Raw genomic sequence first — 20,083 nt, 5'->3', positions numbered from 1 at the left:
CGGTGGGCGCCGGGCCCAGCCGAGACTCGTCGGGATGCCCGACCTGACCGACGACGCCCCCCTCATGCACGCCGACGAGGTCCGCGTCTCCGCCGACCTCGTCCGGCGGCTGGTGGCGGGCCAGCACCCGCAGTGGGCGCACCTGCCGGTGGAGCACCTCTCCTCGAGCGGCACCGACAACGCGATGTTTCGGCTCGGGGACGAGCTCACCGTGCGGCTCCCCCGCATCCCCTCGGTCGTGCACAACGTCGAGCACGAGTGGCGCTGGCTGCGGGAGATCGCGCCGCAGCTCCCCGTGGCGACACCGGTGCCGGTCGCGCTCGGGGAGCCGGGCGAGGGGTTCCCGTTCCCGTGGTCGGTCTGCACGTTCGTCCCGGGGCAGAACCCCGACGTCGTCGACGAGGCGTTCGTGCACGACCTGGCCGAGTTCCTGCGTGCCTTCAGGGCTCTCGACGTGGCGGGAGCGCCGCGGCGTACCAAGGTCGCGCTGGCGGCCCGCGATGCCGAGGTGCGCGAGTGCATCGCCGCCGTGGCGGACCTCGTCGACACCGAGCGGACCACGGCCGCGTGGGAGGTGCTGCGCGACGCGCCCGTCGCCGAGCTGCCGGGGCCGTGGGTGCACGGCGACATCACCGGCGGCAACCTGCTCGTCCGTGGCGGGAGGCTCGCCGGCGTCCTCGACTTCAGCGGCTGCGGGCTCGGTGACCCCGCCGTCGACCTCGCCGTCGCCTGGAACCTGCTGCCCGAGCGGCTGCGGGACCCGTTCTGGAAGGCCACGGGTGCGGACGACGCGACCTGGGTCCGCAGCGCCGGCTGGGCGCTGTCGCAGGCACTCATCCAGCTGCCCTACTACCGCGAGACGAACATCCCGCTGGCGACGAACGCGCAGCACGTGATCCGCGAGACCGTGCCGTACGCGCTGGCGCGCTAGCCCTCGGCGGCCCGTCGGGCCCGTGCCCGGCGCTTGCCCTCGTGCATCGCCGCGACGCGGGCGACGGGGATCGCCCGGCCCTCCTCCACCAGCGCCGGGTCCAGCTGCTGCGGCACGGGCATCAGCGCGACCCAGGGGTCTGCACCACCCAGCAGGCGCGGGACGCTGGTGATGGTGAACCCGGCCGGGTCCGCCTCGCCGAGGACGTCCCAGGCGAGCGGGAACGAGACCGGCACGCCGGGGCGGACGCGCGGGCTGTACGCCGCCGCCAGCGTCGCTCCCCCGGAGCGCGTCGCGTCGAGGAACACCCTGCCTCCGCGCTCCTCCACGACGAACGCCGTCGTCGCGAGTGCGGGGTCGATCCGCTCGGCCCGGGCGGCGAGCGCGCGGGTCGCCGCAGCGACGTCCGCGACCGGCTGCCCGGGGAGCAGCGGGACCATGACGTGCACGCCCTTCGCCCCGCTGGTCTTCACCAGGGCGTCCATGCCCGCGGCTGACAGCGCCTGCCGCACGAGGAGCGCACCGTCCACCGCGCGGGCGAAGGAGTCCGTACCGGCAGGCGGGTCGACGTCGAGCACGAGGTGGCTCGCCGAGTCGACGTCGTGCCCCCGGAAGAGCGCCGGGTGGTACTCGACCGCACGCTGGTTGGCGAACCACAGCAGCGTCTCGCGGTCGTCGCACACCGGGTAGTGCACGACCCGCTTGCCGTCTTGCGTCGCGACCTCGAGGGTCCGGGTCGACTCCGGCGCGTACGCCGGCAGGTTCTTCTGCACGAACGGCGCCTGGCCGCGCAGCACGCGCACGACGCTGAGCGCCCGGCCCGCGAGCACCGGCACGAACCGGTCGGCGACGGCCTCGAGGTAGTCCACGAGGTCGCGCTTGGTCGCGCCGGCGTCGGCGAACAGCGGCTGGTCGAGGTTGGTCAGCCGGACGCCGGACCGCTCCTCCTGCTCGGGCACCTGCTCATCCTGCCCTGCAGCGCGACTCAGGACCCGAAGGCGTAGACCGTGCTGCTCGTGAACCGCTGCCCCGGCCGCAGCACCGTGCTGGGGAACGACGGGTGGTGCGGCGAGTCCGGGAAGTGCTGCGTCTCCAGCGTGAACGCGTCACCCTCGCGGTACTGGCGTCCGCTCGTGCCGTACAGCGTGCCGTCGAGCACGTTGCCGGTGTAGACCTGCAGGCCGGGCTCGGTGGTCTGCACGGTGACCCAGCGCCCGCTGACCGGGTCGATCGCGCGCGCGACCTGGCGCAGCCGGCCCGCGGGACCGTCGAGCACCCAGTTGTGGTCGTAGCCCTTGGCGTACCTCAGCTGCGCGCTCCCTCCTCGGAGGCCGTCACCGATCCGCCTCGCCGTGCGGAAGTCGAACGGCGTGCCCGTCACCGGCGCCACTGCCCCGGTCGGGATCAGCGTGCGGTCGATGGGCGTGTACGCGGCGGCGGAGATCTGCAGCTGCTGGTCCTCGACGCTGCCGCTGCCCTCGCCGGCGAGGTTGAAGTAGCTGTGGTTCGTCAGGTTCAGGACCGTCGGCGCGCTGGTGCTGGCCTGGTAGTCGATCCGCAGCCGGTCCGCCGTGTCGAGGGTGTACGTGACGGAGACGGACAGGCGGCCCGGGAAGCCCTGGTCCCCCGCCGGGCTGACCAGCCGGAAGGTCACCCCGGCGGCCGTGCCGCGACGTACGCCGCTGGCGGACCACACCCGCTTGTCGAACCCGACCGTGCCCCCGTGCAGCGTGTTGGGGCCGTCGTTGCGCGGGAGGACGTACGTCCTGCCGTCGAGGCGGAACCTGCCGCCGGCGATCCGGTTCGCGTAGCGGCCGACCGTCGCGCCGAAGTACGGGCTCCTCGCGGCGTAGTCCGCGACGTCGGGGAAGCCGAGCACGACGTCGGCGACGCGTCCGTGGCGGTCGGGCACCTCGACCGACTGGATCGCCGCGCCGTAGGTGATGAGCCGCACGCGGATGCCGCCCGGGTCGGTGAGGGTGTAGCGCGTCACCGGGTGGCCCTGCACGACGCCCCACCGCTCGCTGGTCAGCGACACCACGCGCGGCGGCGTCGCCGCGCTGGCCGGGGCCGACGCGACGCCGGCGGCCAGCGCGAGGAGTGCCGCCACGCGGCGGCGGGTGGGGAGGACCGGGGACAGCAGCGACATCGGACGCCTCCACGTCGAGGACCCTGACGGCGGAGGTGTTCCGACGAGCAGCGGGGCCGAAACGCATCGGTTCCACGTCGAATACCGTGACGCCGTGGCGATGACCGAGCTCGGTGCCTGGTGCGGCTTCCTCGGCGCGTGCATGCTCGTCGTCGGGCCCGTCTACCAAGCGGTCCTCGAGCTCGACGAGGAGGGCCTCGAGCACGAGGACCTCGCCGCGGTGGACGGGGACGCGCTGGTCCCCCGGGTGCCGCTCCGGTGGTGGCTGCTCCCCCCGGTCGCGTGGTGGAAGGTACGCCGCCGCCAGGAGCAGCTGCGCCGCGCGCTCGTCGCCTCGCTCGCCCCGGACAAGCGCCTGCAGCTGCTGGGGTTCACCGACAAGGCGACGGGCTGGGTGTTCGTCAGCGCCGGGGGGCTGCTCATCGCGGCGAAGGAGACGGTCGAGCTGCTCCACGAGCTGGAGTGGGCCGGGTGGCTGCTCTGGCCGGTCCTGGTCGTGCTCGCGGCGACCGCCCTCGGGCACGCCCTGCTGCGGACCCGGCGCAGCGCGCAGCTGCGCGACCGCCTCCTCGAGCTGCCTTGACCTCTCGCCCTGCTGGCCTCGGCGGTCGTGTCGGCCGCGCCCGGTCTCTGGTCGTACGCGCGGGAGCGGCGCGTGGACGGGCTGTCGGCGTACCTCACCGCCATGACGCTGGGGGCGGTGGCGGTGTCGGTCCTGCCGGGCAGCACGCGCTTCCTGCTCGCCAAGGAGGCCCTGCTGACGGGCGTGACCGGCGTCTGGTTCCTCGTCAGTCCGTGGGTCGCGCAGCGCCCGCTGGCGTACCTGTTCAGCCGGCCGCTGCTCGAGGGGCGGCTGCGCTGGCCGCCGGACTAGGAGGGGCTCTGGACAGCGGCGCCGCGCTTCCGTCGGATGTGGATGCTCTCGAGCGTGCTGTGGGGCGCCGGGCTCCTCGCGGACGCCGCGCTCCGGGTTGCGGCGGCGTCTACGACCCGCGGTCCCCGCTGCGCCGCGCGACGGTCTGAGTCAGCCGCGGCTCTTCGCGCGCTGCAGCTCACGCAGCCCGGCCGTCCCCAGCGCGGCAGCGCCACCGCCGAAGACGACGGTGGCGGCGAACGCGGCGAGGCGCTTGGGGAGGACCGCCTCGAGGACACGGATGACGAGCACGGCGGCGCTCCCGAGGGCGAGCGCGCCCAGGGCGCCCGCGCCGCCGAGGAGGGTCAGGCCCGTACCCGCCGAGCGGAGGCGGCCGAGGACGTCGTCCTGGGCGCTGCGGATCTCGCGGCGCACCCGGCCGCCGACCTCCTCCGTGACGGCGTTCAGCAGCCCGTTCCGGCCCTCACCCACCGCGCCCCAGAAGCTCATGGGCCCACTGTGTCACGCGTCGTCGGAGGGGCCGTCGAGGTCGGCCCGCCGCAGGGCGGCCACGTGCCGCTCCCGGCTGGGGCCGCTCGCGGCGCGGAACCCGGCCCGCCGGTGCGCGCCGTCGCAGAACGGCTTGAGGCCGGACTTCCCGCAGCGGCACAGGGCGACCGTCTCCCGGCCCGGGTCGATCTCGTTGCCGTCCTGGTCCTCGATGCGGAAGCTGCCGCGCAGGATGAGCGGCCCGTCGCGGTACGGCGTGATCGTGGGGACGTCGTCGCCCTCGTCGGCCAGCGGGACGCTCACGCGTCCCCGCTCGCGCCCGGCAGGCGGACCTGCACGACCCCGGAGGACACGCGGACGTCGAAGGCGTGCTGCTTCACCGTCGCCGGGCCGGAGACGACCCGGCCGTCGGAGAGGGCGAACGTGCTGCCGTGCCAGGGGCAGGTGATGCACGCGACGCCGTCCTCCTCGGACAGGCGCCCCTCGTGGAGCGGGCCGGACAGGTGGCTGCACTTGTCCGAGAGGACGTCGATGGCCTTGCCCCGGCGCACGACCATGACGCTGGTCTCGCCGATGTGCTTCTCCACCGGGCGGCCGTCGGGGAGGTCGTCGATCGCGCAGAGGTCGTTCCAGCCGCCCGGCACCAGGTGGGGGACGTCCTCGGCGTGGTTGGCCCCGGCGCTCTGCCGGTAGGAGAGGTGTCCGCCGAGGTAGCCGCCGACCATGAGCGCGCTGAACCCCGCGAGGCTGTAGAGCCGGGCGGCGCCCCAGCGGCGGCGTCCCCGCGCGTACAGGCTCAGGCCGTAGAACGTCGCGCCCACGACGTTGCTCGTGGCGTGCACCAGACCCACGCGCTGCTGCTGCGGGTGCAGCTCGGCCCAGTCGACGAGGCCGGCCGCCGCCGCCGGGACGGTGCTGGCGAGCCCCGTGGTGACGAGCACGGGCACGGCGGGGCCGGTCCCGGGCACGAAGTCGAGGATGGTCGCGGAGGCGAACGAGCCCACTGGCAGCAGCACGATGGCGGGGTGCGCCGGGTGGCCCAGCGGGACCCCGTGCAGGAGGTCGGTCAGCGTACGGCTGCGGGAGGCGAGGGAGCGGACGGCTCCGGCCAGGGGGGTCGCCAGGCGGTCCAGCCCGCCGGCGTCCTCCACCTTCTCCATGCTGCGTTCGAGCGTGCTGGTCAGTCGCATGAGCGGGTCCTTCCCGCGGGCCGCAGCAGCCGAACGTGTCTGGCACAACTCCCAGGATCTGCATGATCACGGGGAAAGTGGGGGCCAGGGGGGTAAAGGCCGTCTGACCCCACCAGGGTCGTACCCCGCAGACCGGAGGCCCTCGTGGCACTGTCCTACCCCACCCAGCCCGGCGACATCGACCACCTCATCGCCGACGACCACGCGGTCGTCGAGCGGCAGTTCCAGCACCTCGAAGCAGGCCGCGGGAACCGCGCGGTGCTCGTCAAGCAGGTGTCCTTCGAGCTGGCGCTGCACGCGTTCGCCGAGGAGACCGTCCTCTACCCGATCTGGCTCGAGCTCGGCATGCGCGACGAGAACGCCGACGCGCGCGACGAGCACGGCGACATCAAGGAGCTGCTCGTCACGCTCGAGCACGGCGAGCCCGGCGACGCCGACTACGAGAAGGCGATCACCGACCTCATCGCGATCACGCGCCACCACGTGCACGACGAGGAGGACGAGGAGCTGCCGGAGTTCCGGCAGAAGGTCGGCGCCGAGCGCATGGCACAGCTGGGCAAGGAGTTCCTCGCCGCCAAGCGCAAGGCGCCGACCCGCCCGCACCCGCACGCCCCCGACGGCGGCGGGATCGAGAAGGTCGTCGGCGCGCTCGCCAAGCCGCTCGACCACGCCCGCGACCTGCTCTCCAAGACCCAGCTCCAGGTCGGTACGGACGCGTCCGGCATCCTCGACCCGCAGGCGCAGGCGATCGTCGACGCCCACGCGTCGTTCGGCCCGCTGCCCTTCGAGATCCTCACGCCCGAGCTCGCCCGCAAGCAGCCCGGCCCGGACGCTGCGGTGAAGAAGGTCATGGAGGAGCGCGGCATCGAGGGCCCCGAGCACGTCGGCTCGGTGGAGGACCTCAGGATCCCGGACGCCGCGGGCGGCGAGCAGACCCTGCGCGTCTACACGCCCGCCGGTGCCGCCGGTCCGCTGCCCGTCATCATGTGGATCCACGGCGGCGGCTGGGTGCTGTTCGACATCGACACCTACGACGCCTCGTGCCGCGGGCTGTGCAACCGCACGGGCGCCATCGTCGTGAGCCCGGACTACCGCCGAGCGCCGGAGGCGGTGTTCCCGGCGTCGCACGACGACGTGCTCGCGGCGTACCGGTGGGTGGTGGAGCACGCCGCGCAGCTGGGCGGCGACGCCTCGCGGATCGGCATCGGCGGCGAGTCCGTCGGCGGGAACATGGCCCCGGCGACCATCCTGCAGCTGCTGCAGTCCGGCGAGCCGCTGCCCGTGGCGGAGGTCTGCGTCTACCCGCTGACCACCGGCGAGCAGTTCGGGGAGTCGATGGAGGACGCCGCGGACGGGCGCCCGCTGAACCGGCCGCTGCTGTCGTGGATGGCCATGCACGCGTTCGAGGGCGTGCCGGAGGGCGCGAAGGACCCGCGCATCGACCTGCTGTCCTGGCCGCAGGAGACGCTGCGCCAGCTGCCGCCGACGCTCGTCATCACCGACGAGCGCGACGTGCTGCGCTCGCAGGGCCAGCAGTTCGCCGAGGACCTCCGCGCGGCTGGCGGCGACGTGACGCTGCTGCACGTCGACGGGGTGATGCACGAGTTCTTCGGTGCCGCGGCCGTGCTCGACAAGGCAGCCGAGGCCCAGCAGGCGGCGGCCGACCACTTCACCCGGGCGTTCGCCGGCTGAGCGGCGGGCTCAGCGCTCGGCGGCGAGGCGCACTCCGAACCCGATGAGCACCACGCCGCTGAGCACGTCGAGCCGACGCCGGATGCGCGGCGTCTGCATCCACGTGGCGATGGTGCCGGACACGGCGACGAGCCCGGCGAAGTACGCCGCGGTGAGCACCGCGAACACCCCGCCCAGCCCCATCGTCGTCCAGCCCACGGACCAGCCGTGCGGGACGAACCCCGGCAGGAAGCTGACGAAGAAGACGCCGACCTTCGGGTTGAGGATGTCGGTGAGGAAGCCGGCGACGAAGCCCGACCGCCCCAGCGCCGCGCTGGGAGCGGTCGGGCCGTCGCCCGTCTCGGCGACCTCGGCCGGCGTCCGCCGGATCGAGCGCAGCGACTGCACGCCGAGCCAGAGCAGGTAGACCGCGCCCGCCACCTTGAGCGCGTCGTAGCCGACCTCGCTGGCCTGGAGCAAGGCGGAGAGCCCGAGCGACGCCGCGGCTACCCACACCACGACCCCGCAGAGGACGCCGGCGGCGGTCAGCGCGCCGCCGCGCCGCCCTCCCCGCACGAGGCCCCGCACGACGACGAGCGTGTCGGGCCCGGGCAGCAGCACGATGAGGACGGAGGCGACGAGGAAGGACGCGAGCGTGACCAGCACGCGAGCACGGTAGCCGCCGCGCCGCCCGTGCCGCCGCTCAGTTCAGCGGGCGCGTCCCCGAGGGCAGCACGCCCCCGGCGACGACCTCCGCTGCCGCGTCCTGCAGCGCCGTGAGCGCGACGCGCTGGGTGAACGGGCCGGTGGAGACCCGCGCGACGCCGAGCTCCTGCAGCTCGCGCGCCGGCAGCGAGACGCCGGGGACGCTGATGACCGTCACCCTGCGCACGCCGATGCCCTCGACCAGCGCGGCGATGTCGTCGCGCTGCACCGCGCCCGGCACGAACACGACCGGGGCACCGGCCTCGAGGTACGCCCGTCCGCGGCGCACCGCCTCGGCGACCTTCTCCTCGCTCGTAGCGCCCTCGGCGGCGCGCACGAAGGCGTCGGTCCGGGCGTTGAGCACGAACTCGACCCCCGCGTCGCGCCCTGCGCGCATGACGGCCTCGACGTTCGCGACAGCCTCGTCGAGCGGGCGCAGCTGGTCCTCGAGGTTGCCGCCCACGGCGCCGACCTCGATCGCGCGGCGCGCGGTCTCCCCTGCGTCGCCGTAGCCGGCCTCGAAGTCCATGGTGACCGGCAGGTCCACGGCGGCGACGATCCGCCGGACCATGTCGAGGTGCAGGTCGAGCGGGATGTTCTCCCCGTCGGCGTAGCCGAACGTCGAGGCGATCGAGTGGCTCGCGGTCGCGAGCGCCCTGACGCCGGGGGTGGCGGCGACCACCTGCGCCGAGACCACGTCCCAGACGTTGGCCAGGACGAGGATCTCGGGGGCGGTGTGGAGGTCGAGCAGGGTGCGGGCGCGCGTCGCGACGTCGGTCATGATCGCGACGCTACTGCCTGCCGCCGACACCGCCTGCCGCGAGCCCGGTTGCTGGCGCGAGCGTGACGATCACGGGCCACGGGCAGGGGGTCGTCATGGCAGCCCCCACGCCGTACGACGGCTTCGACACCATGCCCATCGCCGGTCAGTGGCGCGCCGGCCGCGCCGGGAAGACCGCGCAGGACACCGACCCGTACCGCGGCGACGTGCTGACGGAGATCCCGCTGGCCGACGCCGACGACCTCGACGAGGCGTACGCGTCGGCCGCCCGCGTCCAGCGCGACTGGGCCGCCGCTGCCCCGGCGGAGCGGGCCGCCGTCATGCTCGAGGCCGCAGCGGTCATGGACAGGCGCAAGGACGAAATCGTCGACTGGACCGTCAAGGAGTCGGGCGCGACGCGCACGGTCGCCGAGTTCGAGTTCGCCATCACCAGGCGCGACTTCCTCGAGGCGTCGTCGTACCCCTACCGCGTCGTCGGCCGCATCCTGCCCTCGGACACCCCCGGCAAGGAGAACCGCGTCTACCGCCAGCCGGTCGGTGTCGTGGGCGTCATCAGCCCGTGGAACGTGCCGCTGCACCTGTCCAACCGCTCGGTCGCCCCCGCGCTCGCGGTGGGCAACGGCGTCGTGCTGAAGCCCGCCGGGGACACCCCCGTCACCGGCGGGCTGCTCCTGGCCAAGGTCCTCGAGGAGGCCGGGCTCCCTGCCGGGCTGCTCAACGTCGTCATCGGCTCGGGGGGCGACATCGGTGACGCGATCGTGCAGCACCCCGTGCCCCGGGTCATCTCCTTCACCGGCTCGACCCCGGTCGGCGAGGGGATCGCGTCCAAGGCCGGGGTGAAGGAGCTCTCGCTCGAGCTCGGGGGCAACGGCCCGCTGGTGGTGCTGGACGACGCCGACATCGCGTACGCGGCCCGCGCCGCGGTCTTCGGGAAGTTCTTCCACCAGGGCCAGGTCTGCATGATCACCAACCGCATCGTCGTGGACGCGGCGGTGCACGACCGGTTCGTCGACGAGTTCGTCGGGCTGGTCAAGGGACTGCAGGTCGGCGACCCGGCCGACCCGGCCACGGTCATCGGGCCGATCATCAACCAGAAGCAGCTGGAGTCCGTGCGCGACAAGGTCTCCGGCGCCCTCGAGGACGGCGCGGAGCTGCTGGTCGGCGGCGAGCCCACGGGCCCCACGGGCCTCGTGCTGCCGCCGCACGTGCTGCTCGGCACCAACGAGGTGCGCACGGCGCGCGAGGAGGTCTTCGGCCCGGTCGCCACGGTAATCCGCGCCGACGACGAGGAGCACGCGCTCGCCATCGCCAACGACACGGAGTACGGCCTGTCCAGCGCCGTCTTCACCCGCGACACCGACCGGGGGGTGCGCTTCGCGCTGCGCGTCCAGGCCGGGATGACCCACGTCAACGACCAGCCGATGAACGACGAGAACCACGTCGCATTCGGGGGCGAGAAGGCCTCCGGGCTCGGGCGCTTCGGCGGCGAGTGGGCGATCGAGGAGTTCACCACCGACCACTGGGTCAGCGTGCAGCACGAGCCGCGGGAGTTCCCCGTCTGAGCGGGTAGGACGTGTGCATGGCAGCACACGTGATCGTGGTGGGCACGGACGGCTCGCACCCCGCGGGAGCCGCGCTCAGCTGGGCGGCGGAGCAGGCACGCGCCACCGGCGCCCAGCTGCGGGTGGTCCACGCTTGGACGGTCCCGATCCCGGTCGGCTACGGCTTCGGCCCGGAGATCCTGCCTCCGGAGGCGGCCGAGCAGACCGGCGGCATGGAGGAGGACGCCGAGCGGGTGCGCGCCGCCGTGCTCGCCGCGCTCGAGGGCAGCGAGGGGCTCGACGTGGACGTGCGCGTCCGGCAGGGCCACCCCGCCCAGGTCCTGCTCGACGAGGCGGGCGACGCCGACCTCGTGGTCGTCGGGCGGCGCGGCACGGGCGGCTTCGCCGCGGCGGTCATGGGCTCGGTGAGCCGCTACGTCTCCGCCCACGCGCACTGCCCGGTCGTCGTCGTGCCGCACGAGCAGCAGGTCAGGTCGCGCTGAGCCAGCCCGCCGTGAGGCAGACGACGACGCCGGCGCCGACCGCGAGGCGATAGGGCACGAACGTCGCGATGCTGTGCCGGGCGACGAACTTCAGCAGCCAGGCCACCGCGGCGTACCCCACCACGAAGGAGACGCCCAGCCCGATCGCGAGGTTGCCAGCGCCGATGTGCGTCGAGCCCGCGGGCGGCGAGAGCACGTGCGGCAGCTCGAGCACGCCGGCTGCCAGGAGCAGCGGGATCGCGAGGAAGAACGACAGCCGGGTCGCCGCCACGCGGTCGATGCCCAGGAAGAGCGCGGTGCTGATCGTCGCGCCCGAGCGCGAGACGCCGGGGAAGAGCACGGCCAGCACCTGGGAGACGCCGACGACGAGACCGTCCTTGAGGGTCAGGGCCTTCTCGTCGCGGTCCTGTCGGCCGTCGCGCTCGGCGAGCCACATGACGCCGGACCAGGTGATGAGCGAGAGCCCCACGACCCAGAGGCTGCGCAGCGGCCCCTCCACCAACGGCTTGGCGGCCAGGCCGAGGAGGCCGGCGGGGATGGTGCCGGCGATGACGTACGTCGCCAGCCGGAAGTCGAGCGTCTGCCGCTCGGCGGGGTCGCGGAGCCCGACGAGCACGGCCCGGACCATCGCGAGGATCTCGCGGCGGAAGTAGAGGACGACGGCGAGGATCGCGCCGACCTGGATGACGGCGGTGAAGGCGGTGACCGCGTCGTCGTCCACCTTCAGCCCGAGGATCTTCTCCGTGATGGTCAGGTGGCCGGTGGAGGAGACGGGCAGGAACTCGGTCAGGCCCTCGACGACGCCGAGGACGGCGGCCTGGACGGGATGCATGGCGGTCACGCCCGTCATCCTGCCGACGCGTACCTGGCTACAGCCTGACTGCGGCGCCCCCTGCCGGCCTCGGGCAGGATGGGCGGCACGCGCGCATGAGGAGACCAGGAGGCGACGCTGTCCACCTCGGTGCTCGTCCACCTGGCCGTCGGGCTCGTCGCGCTCCTCGCGGTGACCGAGGCGGTCCTGACCCTCGGACACGTCCGCCTCGGCCGTGCCCCGGTCGTCGCGATCGTCCGCGGCGCCGTCCAGCTCGCCGTCGTCGGCGTGCTGCTGCGCGGGGCGATCTCGGCACCGTGGGCCGTGGCCGCGGTGCTCGCGGTGATGCTGACGACGGCGACGCGCACGGCCGCAGGACGGCTGCGCGAGCTCGACGGGGCCGGGCCTGCGGTGGTCCTCGCCTGCGTGCTCGGCGCCGTCGTCGCGCTCGGGGTCGTCTTCGCGATCCCGGTGCTCCCCCGCTCCCCGCGCTACGTCGTGGCCCTCGGCGGTGTCGTCATCGGCGGGACCATGACGAGCGCGACCCTGGCCGGGCGCCACCTGCTGGCCGGCCTCCGTGCGCGCCGCGAGGAGGTCGAGGGGTGGCTCGCGCTGGGAGCGACGCCGCGCGAGGCGGTGGCCGACGTCGCGCGCAGCGCGGCCGGGGAGGCCCTCGTGCCCGCGCTGGACCAGACGCGGACGACGGGGCTGGTCACGCTGCCCGGGTCGTTCATCGGCGCCCTGCTCGGCGGCGCCAGCCCCACCGACGCCGCGCGCTTCCAGATCGTGGTCCTCGCAGCCCTGCTGTGCGCCCAGGCGGTCGTCGCCGTGACGCTGGTGCACATGCTCGGAGCGCCGACGACCCTGCCCGCAGACGCGGCGCGGTGAGGAGGACCTGATGGGCGACCCGCGGCTCCCCCTCCGGGCGATGTTCCCGCCGGCACCGCCGCTCGGGGTGCGGGGCGACCCCGGGGTCATCCGGCCGTACGGCGTCGCGCAGCGCCTCGCCGGTGACCGCCTCGTGCTGGCAGGCGGTCCTGCTGCGGTGCTCCTGCAGGTGGCGCACCCGCTCGTGGGCGCCGGCGTCGCGCTGCACTCCGACTACGCGGCCCGCCCCGGGCACCGCCTCGTCGCCACGCTGCAGCTGACCCTCGCCATCGGCTTCGGCGACACCGCCCAGGCCCGTGCCGCAGCCTCGTCCGTGGGGCGCCGCCACGCGACTGTCAACGGGGAGATCTCCGACGCAGCAGGCGCTTTCGCCGCAGGTACGCGCTACGACGCCACCGACCCCGAGCTGACGCTGTGGGTCTACGGCACGCTCGCCTTCTGCGCCGTCGCGGTGCACCAGCGCTACGGTCGCGGTGTCACGCCCGCGGAGTGCGAGCAGTCGTGGCAGGAGACGAAGCCGTTCCTGCACCTGTTCGGAGTGCCGGACGAGCTGATCCCCGCGACGTGGCAGGACTTCCTCGCCTGGTGGGACCTCCAGGTCCCCCGCCTGGCGGTCACTCCGGTGGTCGCCCGCGTCGCGCAGGACATGCTGGTGCCACGCCTCTTCCCGCCGCTGCCGGGGCTCGGGATCGTGCTGCGCGCGGTGACGTCCGACCTGCTGCCTGAGCCGGTGCGCGCGGCGTACGGCGTACCGCTCACCCGCGGCCGACGGCTGCTGGTCGCCGTGCTGGCCGCCGTCACGCGGGTCGTGTGGCCGCGACTCCCCCGGCGACTGCGGGAGTTCCCGCACGTCCGGCAGGTGGAGCAGCGGCTCGGCTAGCGTTCCGGCATGACGGTCCGCCCGGTCCGCGTGTCCGTGCCGGAGGCGGAGCTCGCCGACCTCCGCTCCCGGCTGCGGCGTACGCGGTGGCCGGAGAGCGCGACCGGACCAGGCTGGGCGCAGGGCGTCCCGCTCGAGGTGCTGCAGGAGCTCTGCGCGTACTGGGCCGAGGACTACGACTGGCGCCGCCTCGAGGCGCGGCTCGACGCCGTGCCGCAGGTGCTCGCGACCGTCGACGGGCTCGACGTGCACGCGCTCCACCTGCCGTCTCCGCATCCCGGGGCGATGCCGCTGGTCCTCACCCACGGCTGGCCCGGGTCGGTGGTCGAGCTGCTCGACGTCCTCGGCCCGCTCGCGGACCCGCCGGCGTACGGCGGGAACGCCGCCGACGCCTTCTCGGTCGTCTGCCCGTCGCTGCCGGGCTACGGCTGGAGCGCGAAGCCCAGCGAGCCCGGCTGGGGCGTCGAGCGGACGGCGGACGCGTGGGCAGGGCTGATGACGCTGCTCGGCTACGACCGCTTCGCCGCGCAGGGCGGCGACTGGGGCACCTCGGTGAGCGCGCTGATCGGCGCCCGCCACCCGGAGCGGGTTCTCGGGCTCTGCCTCGTCCCGCCGCTCGCGGCGCCGGACCCGGAGACGTTCGCCGACCTCACGGGGCAGGAGCGCGCGGCCCTGGCGGCGCTGGACGAGGGCGCGCGGGACGGGGCGTACGGCCTGCTGCACGAGACGCGGCCGCAGACCGTCGGGTACGCGCTGCTCGACTCCCCCGCCGGGCTGTGCGCCTGGATCCTCGAGAAGCTCTGGTCCTGGTGCGACCACCCCGGCGACCTGTACGCCGTGGTGCCCCGCGACCGCGTCCTCGACCTCGTGACGACGTACTGGATGACCGGCACGGCGGCCTCGTCGGCCCGGCTCTACCGCGAGAGCCTGCCCCACGTGCGCGAGGTGCTCGGCACGGTCGGCGCGTCGCCGGTGCAGGTCCCAGTGGCGGGCATCGTCTTCCCGGGCGAGACGATCCGCCCGTCGCGCCGCTGGGCGGAGCGCCGCTTCAGCCGGATCGTCTCGTGGAGCACGCCGGCGCGCGGCGGGCACTTCCCGGCGCTGGAGCAGCCGGCGCTCTTCGTCGACGAGGTGCGCGCCGCCCTCCGCCCGCTGCGCTGAGCGTGCGGGACCGGCGCAGTCGCAGCACCATCGAGGTCATGGTGGAGCGCGTGCAGCCCGGGCCGGGCCAGGAGTCGGTGTGGGACTACCCCCGCCCGCCGGTCGTCGTCCCGAGCGACGAGCCGGTGGTGGTGCAGCTCGGTGGGGAGGTCGTGGCGCGCAGCCGTGCCGCGCTGCGCGTCCTGGAGACCAGCCACCCGCCGACGTACTACCTGCCGCGTACTGACTTCTCCCCCGGCGCGCTGGAGCCCGCCCCGGGGTCGTCGTGGTGCGAGTTCAAGGGGCGGGCGGCGTACCTCACGGTCGTGGGCGGCGGGCGGCGGGCCGAGGCGGCGGCGTGGACCTACCCGCACCCCTCGCCCGGCTACGAGGAGCTCGTGGACCACGTCGCGCTCTACCCCGGCCGCATGGACCTCGTGCTGGTGGACGGGGAGCGCGTCGTGCCGCAGGAGGGCGGGTTCTACGGCGGCTGGATCACCTCGCGCGTGGTGGGGCCGTTCAAGGGGGCACCGGGCACGACCGGCTGGTGACGTGTGCTTGGCTGGGCGCGTGGACCCGCTGATCCTGCTGGCAGCACGTGAGAACGCGACGTGGTGCGACACCGTCTGCCGTTCGGTCGGGGTCGAGGGGTCGATCCGGCCGGGACTCTGGGCGAGCGCCGCCCGCACGCCGCCGCTCTACCCGGACGCGGTGACCCTGGACCCGGCGACCGGTGAGCTCGACGTGCTCGGCGCGATCGACTCCTCGCCGGGGGCGAGCGTCAAGGACAGCTTCTGCTCGCTCGACCTGCAGGGCGCGGGGTTCGCGGTGCTGGTCGAGGCCACGTGGATCGCGTGGACCGCACCGCGCGCCGCTCGGGAGCCGTGGGACGAGGTCGGCGTCGAGGACTGGGTCGCCGGCCATCCCGACTCCCCACCGTTCGGAGAGACCCTGCTCGGGGACCCGACCGTGCGCCTGCTGTCCAGGGGCTCCGCCCGCTTCGCGTTGCACGACGACGGCAGCGCGGTGGGCGTGAGCAACGTCGTCGTGGACGACGACCTCTGGCCGGCCGTCGTGGGCGAGGCAGCACGACGGCATCCCGGGGTCCCCGTCGTCGGCTACGAGCACGGGGAGGCGCTCGCCGCTGCGCTCCACGCCGGCGCTCAGGCGCTGGGACCGCTGCGGATCTGGCTGCGCTGACCCGGATATCCTCGCGGCACCATGAGCGCGCAGACCGTCGTCGTCCTCCCCGGGCACCCGAGCGAGCCCGACGTGGCCGCGCTGCTCGAGGCGCACGCGGGCTTCTGCGCGCAGCACAGCCCGCCGGAGGACGTGCACGTGCTGGCCGCTCCGCGCCTCGCCGCGGAGGACGTGACGTTCCGCTGCGCGCGCGAGGACGGCCGGCTGCTCGGCGTCGGCGCGCTGCGCCACCTGGACGCGGAGACCGCGGAGCTGAAGTCGATGCACACCGCGGCCGCGGCGCGCGGGAGGGGTGTGGCACGCACGGTCCTCACCGACCTGCTCGCCATCGCGCGGTCCCGCGGCTACCGGCGCGTCTACCTCGAGACCGGATCGATGGAGGCCTTCGCGCCCGCACGGGCGCTCTACGCCTCGGCGGGGTTCGTGGCGTGCGAGCCCTTCGCGGACTACGCGCCCAGCGTGAACAGCTCGTTCTTCACCCTCGCGCTGGACTGAGGGCGATCACCGGCGGGTAGGCCCTCGCCGTGCTCACCGAGCGGCTGGACCGGCTGCAGCGCCGCCACCCCGCCCTCGGCCTGCCGATAGCCGTCGCGTACAAGTTCTTCGACGACCAGGGCAACTACCTCGCGGCGCTCATCGCGTACTACAGCTTCGTCTCGCTCATCCCCCTGCTGCTGCTGGTCTCCACGGTGCTGCAGTACGTCCTGGTCGGCCATCCCGAGCGCCAGCAGGAGATCCTCCACTCCGCCCTGCACGACTTCCCCGTGGTCGGGGCGCAGCTGCAGCACCCGGGCCACCTCGGGGGCGGTGTCGCCGGTCTCGTCATCGGGACGCTGGTGGCGCTCTACGGCGCGCTCGGGGTCACGCAGGTCGTGCAGAACGCCATGAACACCGCCTGGGCCGTCCCGCGCAACGAGCGGCCGAACCCGGTCCGCGCCCGGCTGCGCGGCCTCGTGCTGCTGGCGGTCGCCGCCGTCTCCGTCGTCGGGACCACGGCGCTGTCGGTCGTCGCGCAGTCGGGCGGGCTGCTGACGAGCCTGCTGCTGCTGGCTTCTGTGACCCTCAACGCGGCCGTGCTCCTCGTCGTCTTCCGTACGGGAACGGCACGTCACGTCAGCTGGACCGACGTGGCGCCGGGAGCGGTGGGGACGGCCGTCGTCTGGCAGGTCCTCCAGTCCTCCGCCACCGCGTACGTCGCCGGCGTGGTGCGCCACGCCAGCGCCACCAACAGCGTCTTCGCCGTCGTGCTCGGCCTGCTGGCCTTCCTCTACCTCGCCGCGCTGGCGCTCGTGGTCTGCGTCGAGGTCGACGTCGTCCGCGTGGACCGCCTGCACCCGCGGGCGCTGCTCACGCCGTTCACCGACGACGTCCAGCTCACCTCAGGCGACGAGCGCGTCTACGCGGGCGCGGCGAAGGCCCAGCGCACGAAGGGGTTCGAGCGCGTCGACGTCGACTTCGACGGACCCCGCCCGGACCGCGACTGACTCTCAGGCCAGGCGCGAGCGCGCTGCCTCCTCGGACGGGCTGCGCTTCCCGAGGACGACCTTGAGAGCGAGCAGCTGGAGCCTCGTGCGGCGCAGCACCGCGCGCTCGCGCGGGCTGCGGGCATCGCGGCCCGGCACCCCGGCGAAGGGCGCGACCGTCGGCGAGACGAGGAGCAGCGCGGCCGACGAGAGTCCGCGGTAGAACATGTGCTCCGCGCGGGAGAGCCCGGGCGGAGCGGCGAGGAACGAGCGGAGGTCGGCGGGGACGGGTTCGAGCACCGGCGCGTACGCCGCGAGGGCCTCCGCGAGCTCGGCCTGCGAGGACGGCAGGTCGGTCGCGCCCAGCGCCTCCGCCGTGCGGCGCCACTCCGCGACGTACGTGTCGGGCCACCGGCGCCCGAAGCGCGCGGTGAGGTCGTCGCCGACGGCGAGCTGGCCGGCGAGGAAGGCGTCGGTGAAGGCCAGGTGCACCCAGCGGAGCAGCTCGGGGTCGCCCGCGGCGTAGGGCCGGCCCTGCCCGTCGGTGCCGACGACCCGGCGGTGCATGCCGCGCACGCGGGCCGCCTCCCGCTCCGCCAGCGCGGAGGAGCCGAAGGTGCTCACGACGAGCCAGCGCGCGGTGCCGGCGAGCCGGGCCCAGGGGTCCTGCTCGTAGTTCGAGTGGCCGCGCACGCCGGCCAGCGCGAGCGGGTGGGCGCCCTGGCCGAGCAGCGCCGTGATGCCGCCGACGAGGGTCGCGACGTCGCCGTGGACCCGCCACACCACCCCGCCCGGCTCGAACCAGCCCTCGTCGTCCCCGACGACCGCGATGTCCTGCACCCAGCGCGGAGTGCCCTCGGGGTGGCCCGAGATCCGGGTGCGGAACCGCCGGCGGGTCGCCGCCGGCAGGCCCGCGACGGCGGGCGGGAGCAGCGACGTCACTCCCCCACCCTCAGCCCTCCGCGAGCGGGCCGCGAGCCGGAGCGGGCGTCCAGCCGAGGGCGGGCGCGATGTCGCGCGCGACCGTCTCGAGCAGGCGGGCGCAGTAGTCGGCGCCGAGCATGTTGGGCACGGTGAGCAGCAGGGTGTCGGCGTCGCGCACCGCCGCGTCCTTCGCGAGCTCCTCGGCGAGCTGGTCGGGCTCGCCGGCGTAGTTCTTGCCGAAGCGCGAGCGGACGCCCTCGAGCAGCCCGACGGAGTCCTCGCCGGTCCGGTCGCCGAAGTAGTGGCGGTCCATCGCGGTGGTCACGGGCAGCACGCTGCGGCTGACCGAGACCCGCGGCTCGCGGCCCCAGCCCGCGTCGGCGAACGCGGCGCGGTAGAGCGCGATCTGCTCGGCCTGCAGCTCGTCGAACGGCACGCCGGTGTCCTCGCTGAGCAGCGTCGAGCTCATGAGGTTGAGCCCCTGCTGCGCCGTCCAGACCGCGGTCGAGCGGGTGCCCGAGCCCCACCAGATGCGCTCGCGGAGCCCGGGAGACTGCGGCTGCAGGGCGAGCCGGCCCGCGACCCCCGTCATCCTGGGGTCGGCGTCGACGAGGGACGCGCCCTCCAGCGCGGCGAGGAACAGCGCGGTCTTCTCGCGGGCGAGGTCGGCGTCACTGGTGGTGGGCACGTAGCCGAACGCCTCGGAGCCGCGCAGCGCCGTCTCGGGTGAGCCCCGGCTGATGCCCAGCTGCAGCCGGCCGTCGCTGAGCAGGTCCGTGGCCGCGGCCTCCTCGGCCATGTAGAGCGGGTTCTCGTAGCGCATGTCGATCACGCCCGTGCCGAGCTCCAGCCGCGACGTCCGCGCGGCCATCGCGCTGAGCAGCGGGAACGGCGAGGCGAGCTGGCGGGCGAAGTGGTGGACGCGGACGAAGCCGCCGTCCAGCCCGAGCTCCTCGGCGGCCTGCGCGAGCTCGACCGTCTGGACGAGGGCGTCCCGGGCCGTGCGCACGCGCGACCCCGGCACCGCCTGCCAGTGCCCGAACGTCAGGAACCCGATCCGCTGGACCATGCCCGCCTCCTCCTGCTTGAGCTCGCGGCAGTCTGCTGCGACCAACGGGCGGGAGGCCGGGCGGATTCCCGGCACTCAGGCGCGGACGGTCACCCGGGTCAGCGCCTGCAGGTCGGGCCCCGGCGCGTAGGGGTAGCGCGAGACCGCGAGGTACTCGCCGGGAGGGAGCCCGAGCCGCACCTCCACGCGGGCGCCACCGGCGAGGGCGGGCAGGGCCAGCACCCGCGGGGGGAGCGTCCATGCCCGCAGCTCCTCCTCCAGCTCGCGGTCCGACGTGCCCGCGGGTACGCGGTAGACCTCGACGGAGCGCGCAGGCCCGAGCGTGTCCACGTCCTCGACCGTCCACCAGGCACGGGCCACCACTGCGTGCGGGAGCACGTCCGGCTCCGGCTGGCGCAGGCCGACCAGGACGCGGCTCGCGCGCGGGAGGGCCCCGCGTCCGACGCCCGTCACGACCACCTGGCGCATCCGCGCCACGTGCCCCCGCGACGAGAACGGGTCGTAGAACCAGTACCTCCCCGCGGTCAGCGCCACCGCGACCGAGCCCCCGGAGGGCGCGCCCCCGAGCAGGGTCACGCGGGTCGGGGCGCCTACCCGGTCGTCGCGGGCGTACTGCTGCAGCGTGTAGCCCTCAGCGGGGACGGCCACCTGGAGCCGGGAGCCGCCGGTCACGTCCAGGACGTACGTCCCGGCGGGCAGCCGCGACGGGAGGCTGGGTCGGCTCGTCGTCGTCACCCGCACCGTCAGGGCGTGGGCGGACGCGGCGGACGCGGCGCGCGCTCCGACGAGCCCGGTGGACAGGGCCGGGCACGCGACCAGGGCGGCGAGGGTGCGCTTCACGCCCAGGAGGAGCCACTGCTCCGTGCGTCAGGTT

Annotated in this window: 24 protein-coding genes; 13 read left to right on the top strand and 11 right to left on the bottom strand. The window is 74.6% G+C overall.

What is annotated here, in order from left to right; all coding sequences use genetic code 11:
- Positions 1–34 precede the first annotated feature (34 nt).
- Positions 35–931 carry an aminoglycoside phosphotransferase family protein gene (locus EV189_RS17145; RefSeq protein ID WP_231116516.1) on the top strand — a complete coding sequence of 299 codons (897 nt, stop codon included), beginning with the start codon at positions 35–37 and terminating at the stop codon, positions 929–931.
- On the opposite strand, the gene EV189_RS17140 is transcribed toward EV189_RS17145, so the two are convergent.
- Both EV189_RS17140 and EV189_RS17135 read right to left on the bottom strand, forming a co-directional pair.
- A complete protein-coding gene (locus tag EV189_RS17140; RefSeq protein ID WP_130494225.1) occupies positions 928–1,890 on the bottom strand; it encodes a DNA polymerase domain-containing protein in 963 nt (320 codons plus the stop codon). The two genes, EV189_RS17145 and EV189_RS17140, sit on opposite strands and share 4 nt — an antisense overlap.
- Positions 1,891–1,916: 26 nt before the next feature.
- Complete coding sequence (locus EV189_RS17135; RefSeq protein WP_130494224.1) at positions 1,917–3,080, bottom strand: aldose epimerase family protein; 1,164 nt, start codon at positions 3,078–3,080, stop codon at positions 1,917–1,919.
- A gap of 94 nt (positions 3,081–3,174) precedes the next feature.
- Here EV189_RS17135 and EV189_RS17130 point away from each other — a divergent pair, with 94 nt between their 5' ends.
- Positions 3,175–3,663, top strand: coding sequence for a hypothetical protein (locus tag EV189_RS17130; protein ID WP_130494223.1), 489 nt, complete (start codon positions 3,175–3,177; stop codon positions 3,661–3,663).
- Between the two features lie 9 nt (positions 3,664–3,672).
- The gene (locus EV189_RS17125; protein ID WP_331250677.1) at positions 3,673–3,954 is read left to right on the top strand and encodes a DUF3159 domain-containing protein; all 282 of its coding nucleotides are present in this window, start codon (positions 3,673–3,675) and stop codon (positions 3,952–3,954) included.
- 150 nt (positions 3,955–4,104) lie between these two features.
- On the opposite strand, the gene EV189_RS17120 is transcribed toward EV189_RS17125, so the two are convergent.
- From EV189_RS17120 to EV189_RS17110, 3 genes are read right to left on the bottom strand one after another with little or no spacing between them, the layout of a single operon-like run.
- On the bottom strand, positions 4,105–4,443 hold the full coding sequence (locus EV189_RS17120) for a phage holin family protein (RefSeq protein WP_130494221.1): 339 nt from the start codon (positions 4,441–4,443) through the stop codon (positions 4,105–4,107).
- 12 nt (positions 4,444–4,455) lie between these two features.
- Entirely contained in the window at positions 4,456–4,746 is a 291-nt protein-coding gene (locus tag EV189_RS17115) for a CDGSH iron-sulfur domain-containing protein (RefSeq protein ID WP_231116515.1), read from the bottom strand.
- Positions 4,743–5,633, bottom strand: coding sequence for a Rieske 2Fe-2S domain-containing protein (locus EV189_RS17110; RefSeq protein ID WP_130494220.1), 891 nt, complete (start codon positions 5,631–5,633; stop codon positions 4,743–4,745). Before EV189_RS17110 ends, EV189_RS17115 begins: the two co-directional genes overlap by 4 nt.
- Before the next feature lie 144 nt (positions 5,634–5,777).
- On the opposite strand from EV189_RS17110, the gene EV189_RS17105 reads away from it, so the two are divergent.
- On the top strand, positions 5,778–7,325 hold the full coding sequence (locus EV189_RS17105) for an alpha/beta hydrolase fold domain-containing protein (protein WP_130494219.1): 1,548 nt from the start codon (positions 5,778–5,780) through the stop codon (positions 7,323–7,325).
- Between the two features lie 9 nt (positions 7,326–7,334).
- On the opposite strand, the gene EV189_RS17100 is transcribed toward EV189_RS17105, so the two are convergent.
- Both EV189_RS17100 and EV189_RS17095 read right to left on the bottom strand, forming a co-directional pair.
- Positions 7,335–7,970 (bottom strand): LysE family translocator, encoded by a 636-nt coding sequence (locus EV189_RS17100; protein WP_130494218.1) that lies wholly within the window; start codon positions 7,968–7,970, stop codon positions 7,335–7,337.
- A gap of 37 nt (positions 7,971–8,007) precedes the next feature.
- On the bottom strand, positions 8,008–8,790 hold the full coding sequence (locus EV189_RS17095) for an isocitrate lyase/PEP mutase family protein (protein ID WP_130494217.1): 783 nt from the start codon (positions 8,788–8,790) through the stop codon (positions 8,008–8,010).
- 95 nt (positions 8,791–8,885) lie between these two features.
- On the opposite strand from EV189_RS17095, the gene EV189_RS17090 reads away from it, so the two are divergent.
- Together EV189_RS17090 and EV189_RS17085 are read left to right on the top strand one after the other, a co-directional pair.
- On the top strand, positions 8,886–10,352 hold the full coding sequence (locus EV189_RS17090; RefSeq protein WP_130494216.1) for an aldehyde dehydrogenase family protein: 1,467 nt from the start codon (positions 8,886–8,888) through the stop codon (positions 10,350–10,352).
- A 17-nt stretch (positions 10,353–10,369) separates the two neighbouring features.
- Positions 10,370–10,834: a universal stress protein gene (locus EV189_RS17085; protein ID WP_130494215.1), complete on the top strand. Its 465-nt coding sequence runs from the start codon at positions 10,370–10,372 to the stop codon at positions 10,832–10,834.
- Here the strand turns inward: EV189_RS17085 and EV189_RS17080 are convergent.
- Positions 10,821–11,675, bottom strand: a complete 855-nt coding sequence (locus EV189_RS17080; RefSeq protein WP_130494214.1) for an undecaprenyl-diphosphate phosphatase — start codon at positions 11,673–11,675, stop codon at positions 10,821–10,823. The two genes, EV189_RS17085 and EV189_RS17080, sit on opposite strands and share 14 nt — an antisense overlap.
- 120 nt (positions 11,676–11,795) lie before the next feature.
- On the opposite strand from EV189_RS17080, the gene EV189_RS17075 reads away from it, so the two are divergent.
- From EV189_RS17075 to EV189_RS17045, 7 genes are read left to right on the top strand one after another with little or no spacing between them, the layout of a single operon-like run.
- Positions 11,796–12,533 (top strand): ABC transporter permease, encoded by a 738-nt coding sequence (locus EV189_RS17075; RefSeq protein WP_231116514.1) that lies wholly within the window; start codon positions 11,796–11,798, stop codon positions 12,531–12,533.
- 10 nt (positions 12,534–12,543) lie between these two features.
- A complete protein-coding gene (locus EV189_RS17070) occupies positions 12,544–13,413 on the top strand; it encodes an oxygenase MpaB family protein (RefSeq protein WP_130494212.1) in 870 nt (289 codons plus the stop codon).
- Positions 13,414–13,422: 9 nt separating this feature from the next.
- On the top strand, positions 13,423–14,574 hold the full coding sequence (locus EV189_RS17065) for an epoxide hydrolase family protein (RefSeq protein ID WP_130494211.1): 1,152 nt from the start codon (positions 13,423–13,425) through the stop codon (positions 14,572–14,574).
- 38 nt (positions 14,575–14,612) lie between these two features.
- Positions 14,613–15,104, top strand: coding sequence for a DUF427 domain-containing protein (locus EV189_RS17060; RefSeq protein ID WP_130494210.1), 492 nt, complete (start codon positions 14,613–14,615; stop codon positions 15,102–15,104).
- A 19-nt stretch (positions 15,105–15,123) separates the two neighbouring features.
- A complete protein-coding gene (locus tag EV189_RS17055; RefSeq protein ID WP_130494209.1) occupies positions 15,124–15,753 on the top strand; it encodes a hypothetical protein in 630 nt (209 codons plus the stop codon).
- A gap of 21 nt (positions 15,754–15,774) precedes the next feature.
- Complete coding sequence (locus EV189_RS17050) at positions 15,775–16,248, top strand: GNAT family N-acetyltransferase (protein WP_130494208.1); 474 nt, start codon at positions 15,775–15,777, stop codon at positions 16,246–16,248.
- A 29-nt stretch (positions 16,249–16,277) separates the two neighbouring features.
- Positions 16,278–17,237 carry a YihY/virulence factor BrkB family protein gene (locus tag EV189_RS17045; protein ID WP_231116513.1) on the top strand — a complete coding sequence of 320 codons (960 nt, stop codon included), beginning with the start codon at positions 16,278–16,280 and terminating at the stop codon, positions 17,235–17,237.
- Between the two features lie 3 nt (positions 17,238–17,240).
- On the opposite strand, the gene EV189_RS17040 is transcribed toward EV189_RS17045, so the two are convergent.
- The 3 genes from EV189_RS17040 to EV189_RS17030 all read right to left on the bottom strand — a co-directional run bounded on the left by EV189_RS17040 (position 17,241) and on the right by EV189_RS17030 (position 20,049).
- Positions 17,241–18,158: an oxygenase MpaB family protein gene (locus tag EV189_RS17040; RefSeq protein ID WP_231116512.1), complete on the bottom strand. Its 918-nt coding sequence runs from the start codon at positions 18,156–18,158 to the stop codon at positions 17,241–17,243.
- Between the two features lie 10 nt (positions 18,159–18,168).
- On the bottom strand, positions 18,169–19,209 hold the full coding sequence (locus tag EV189_RS17035) for an LLM class flavin-dependent oxidoreductase (RefSeq protein WP_130494207.1): 1,041 nt from the start codon (positions 19,207–19,209) through the stop codon (positions 18,169–18,171).
- Between the two features lie 75 nt (positions 19,210–19,284).
- Positions 19,285–20,049, bottom strand: coding sequence for a hypothetical protein (locus tag EV189_RS17030; RefSeq protein ID WP_165400362.1), 765 nt, complete (start codon positions 20,047–20,049; stop codon positions 19,285–19,287).
- Between the last annotated feature and the right edge of the window lie 34 nt (positions 20,050–20,083).

This window comes from Motilibacter rhizosphaerae, assembly GCF_004216915.1.
In the GTDB taxonomy this organism is placed as follows: Bacteria; Actinomycetota; Actinomycetes; order Motilibacterales; family Motilibacteraceae; genus Motilibacter; species Motilibacter rhizosphaerae.
Note: the sequence above shows the minus strand (reverse complement) of the source record. Positions and strands in the feature narration are given on the sequence as shown.

Bases quoted from the DNA above. Each gene is read 5' to 3' on its own strand.
- EV189_RS17095 (WP_130494217.1), bottom strand. From the start codon at position 8,790: ATGACCGACGTCGCGACGCGCGCCCGCACCCTGCTCGACCTCCACACC.
- EV189_RS17110 (WP_130494220.1), bottom strand. From the start codon at position 5,633: ATGCGACTGACCAGCACGCTCGAACGCAGCATGGAGAAGGTGGAGGAC.
- EV189_RS17085 (WP_130494215.1), top strand. From the start codon at position 10,370: ATGGCAGCACACGTGATCGTGGTGGGCACGGACGGCTCGCACCCCGCG.
- EV189_RS17060 (WP_130494210.1), top strand. From the start codon at position 14,613: ATGGTGGAGCGCGTGCAGCCCGGGCCGGGCCAGGAGTCGGTGTGGGAC.
- EV189_RS17050 (WP_130494208.1), top strand. From the start codon at position 15,775: ATGAGCGCGCAGACCGTCGTCGTCCTCCCCGGGCACCCGAGCGAGCCC.
- EV189_RS17120 (WP_130494221.1), bottom strand. From the start codon at position 4,443: ATGAGCTTCTGGGGCGCGGTGGGTGAGGGCCGGAACGGGCTGCTGAAC.
- EV189_RS17035 (WP_130494207.1), bottom strand. From the start codon at position 19,209: ATGGTCCAGCGGATCGGGTTCCTGACGTTCGGGCACTGGCAGGCGGTG.
- EV189_RS17065 (WP_130494211.1), top strand. From the start codon at position 13,423: ATGACGGTCCGCCCGGTCCGCGTGTCCGTGCCGGAGGCGGAGCTCGCC.
- EV189_RS17090 (WP_130494216.1), top strand. From the start codon at position 8,886: ATGGCAGCCCCCACGCCGTACGACGGCTTCGACACCATGCCCATCGCC.
- EV189_RS17145 (WP_231116516.1), top strand. From the start codon at position 35: ATGCCCGACCTGACCGACGACGCCCCCCTCATGCACGCCGACGAGGTC.
- EV189_RS17135 (WP_130494224.1), bottom strand. From the start codon at position 3,080: ATGTCGCTGCTGTCCCCGGTCCTCCCCACCCGCCGCCGCGTGGCGGCA.
- EV189_RS17070 (WP_130494212.1), top strand. From the start codon at position 12,544: ATGGGCGACCCGCGGCTCCCCCTCCGGGCGATGTTCCCGCCGGCACCG.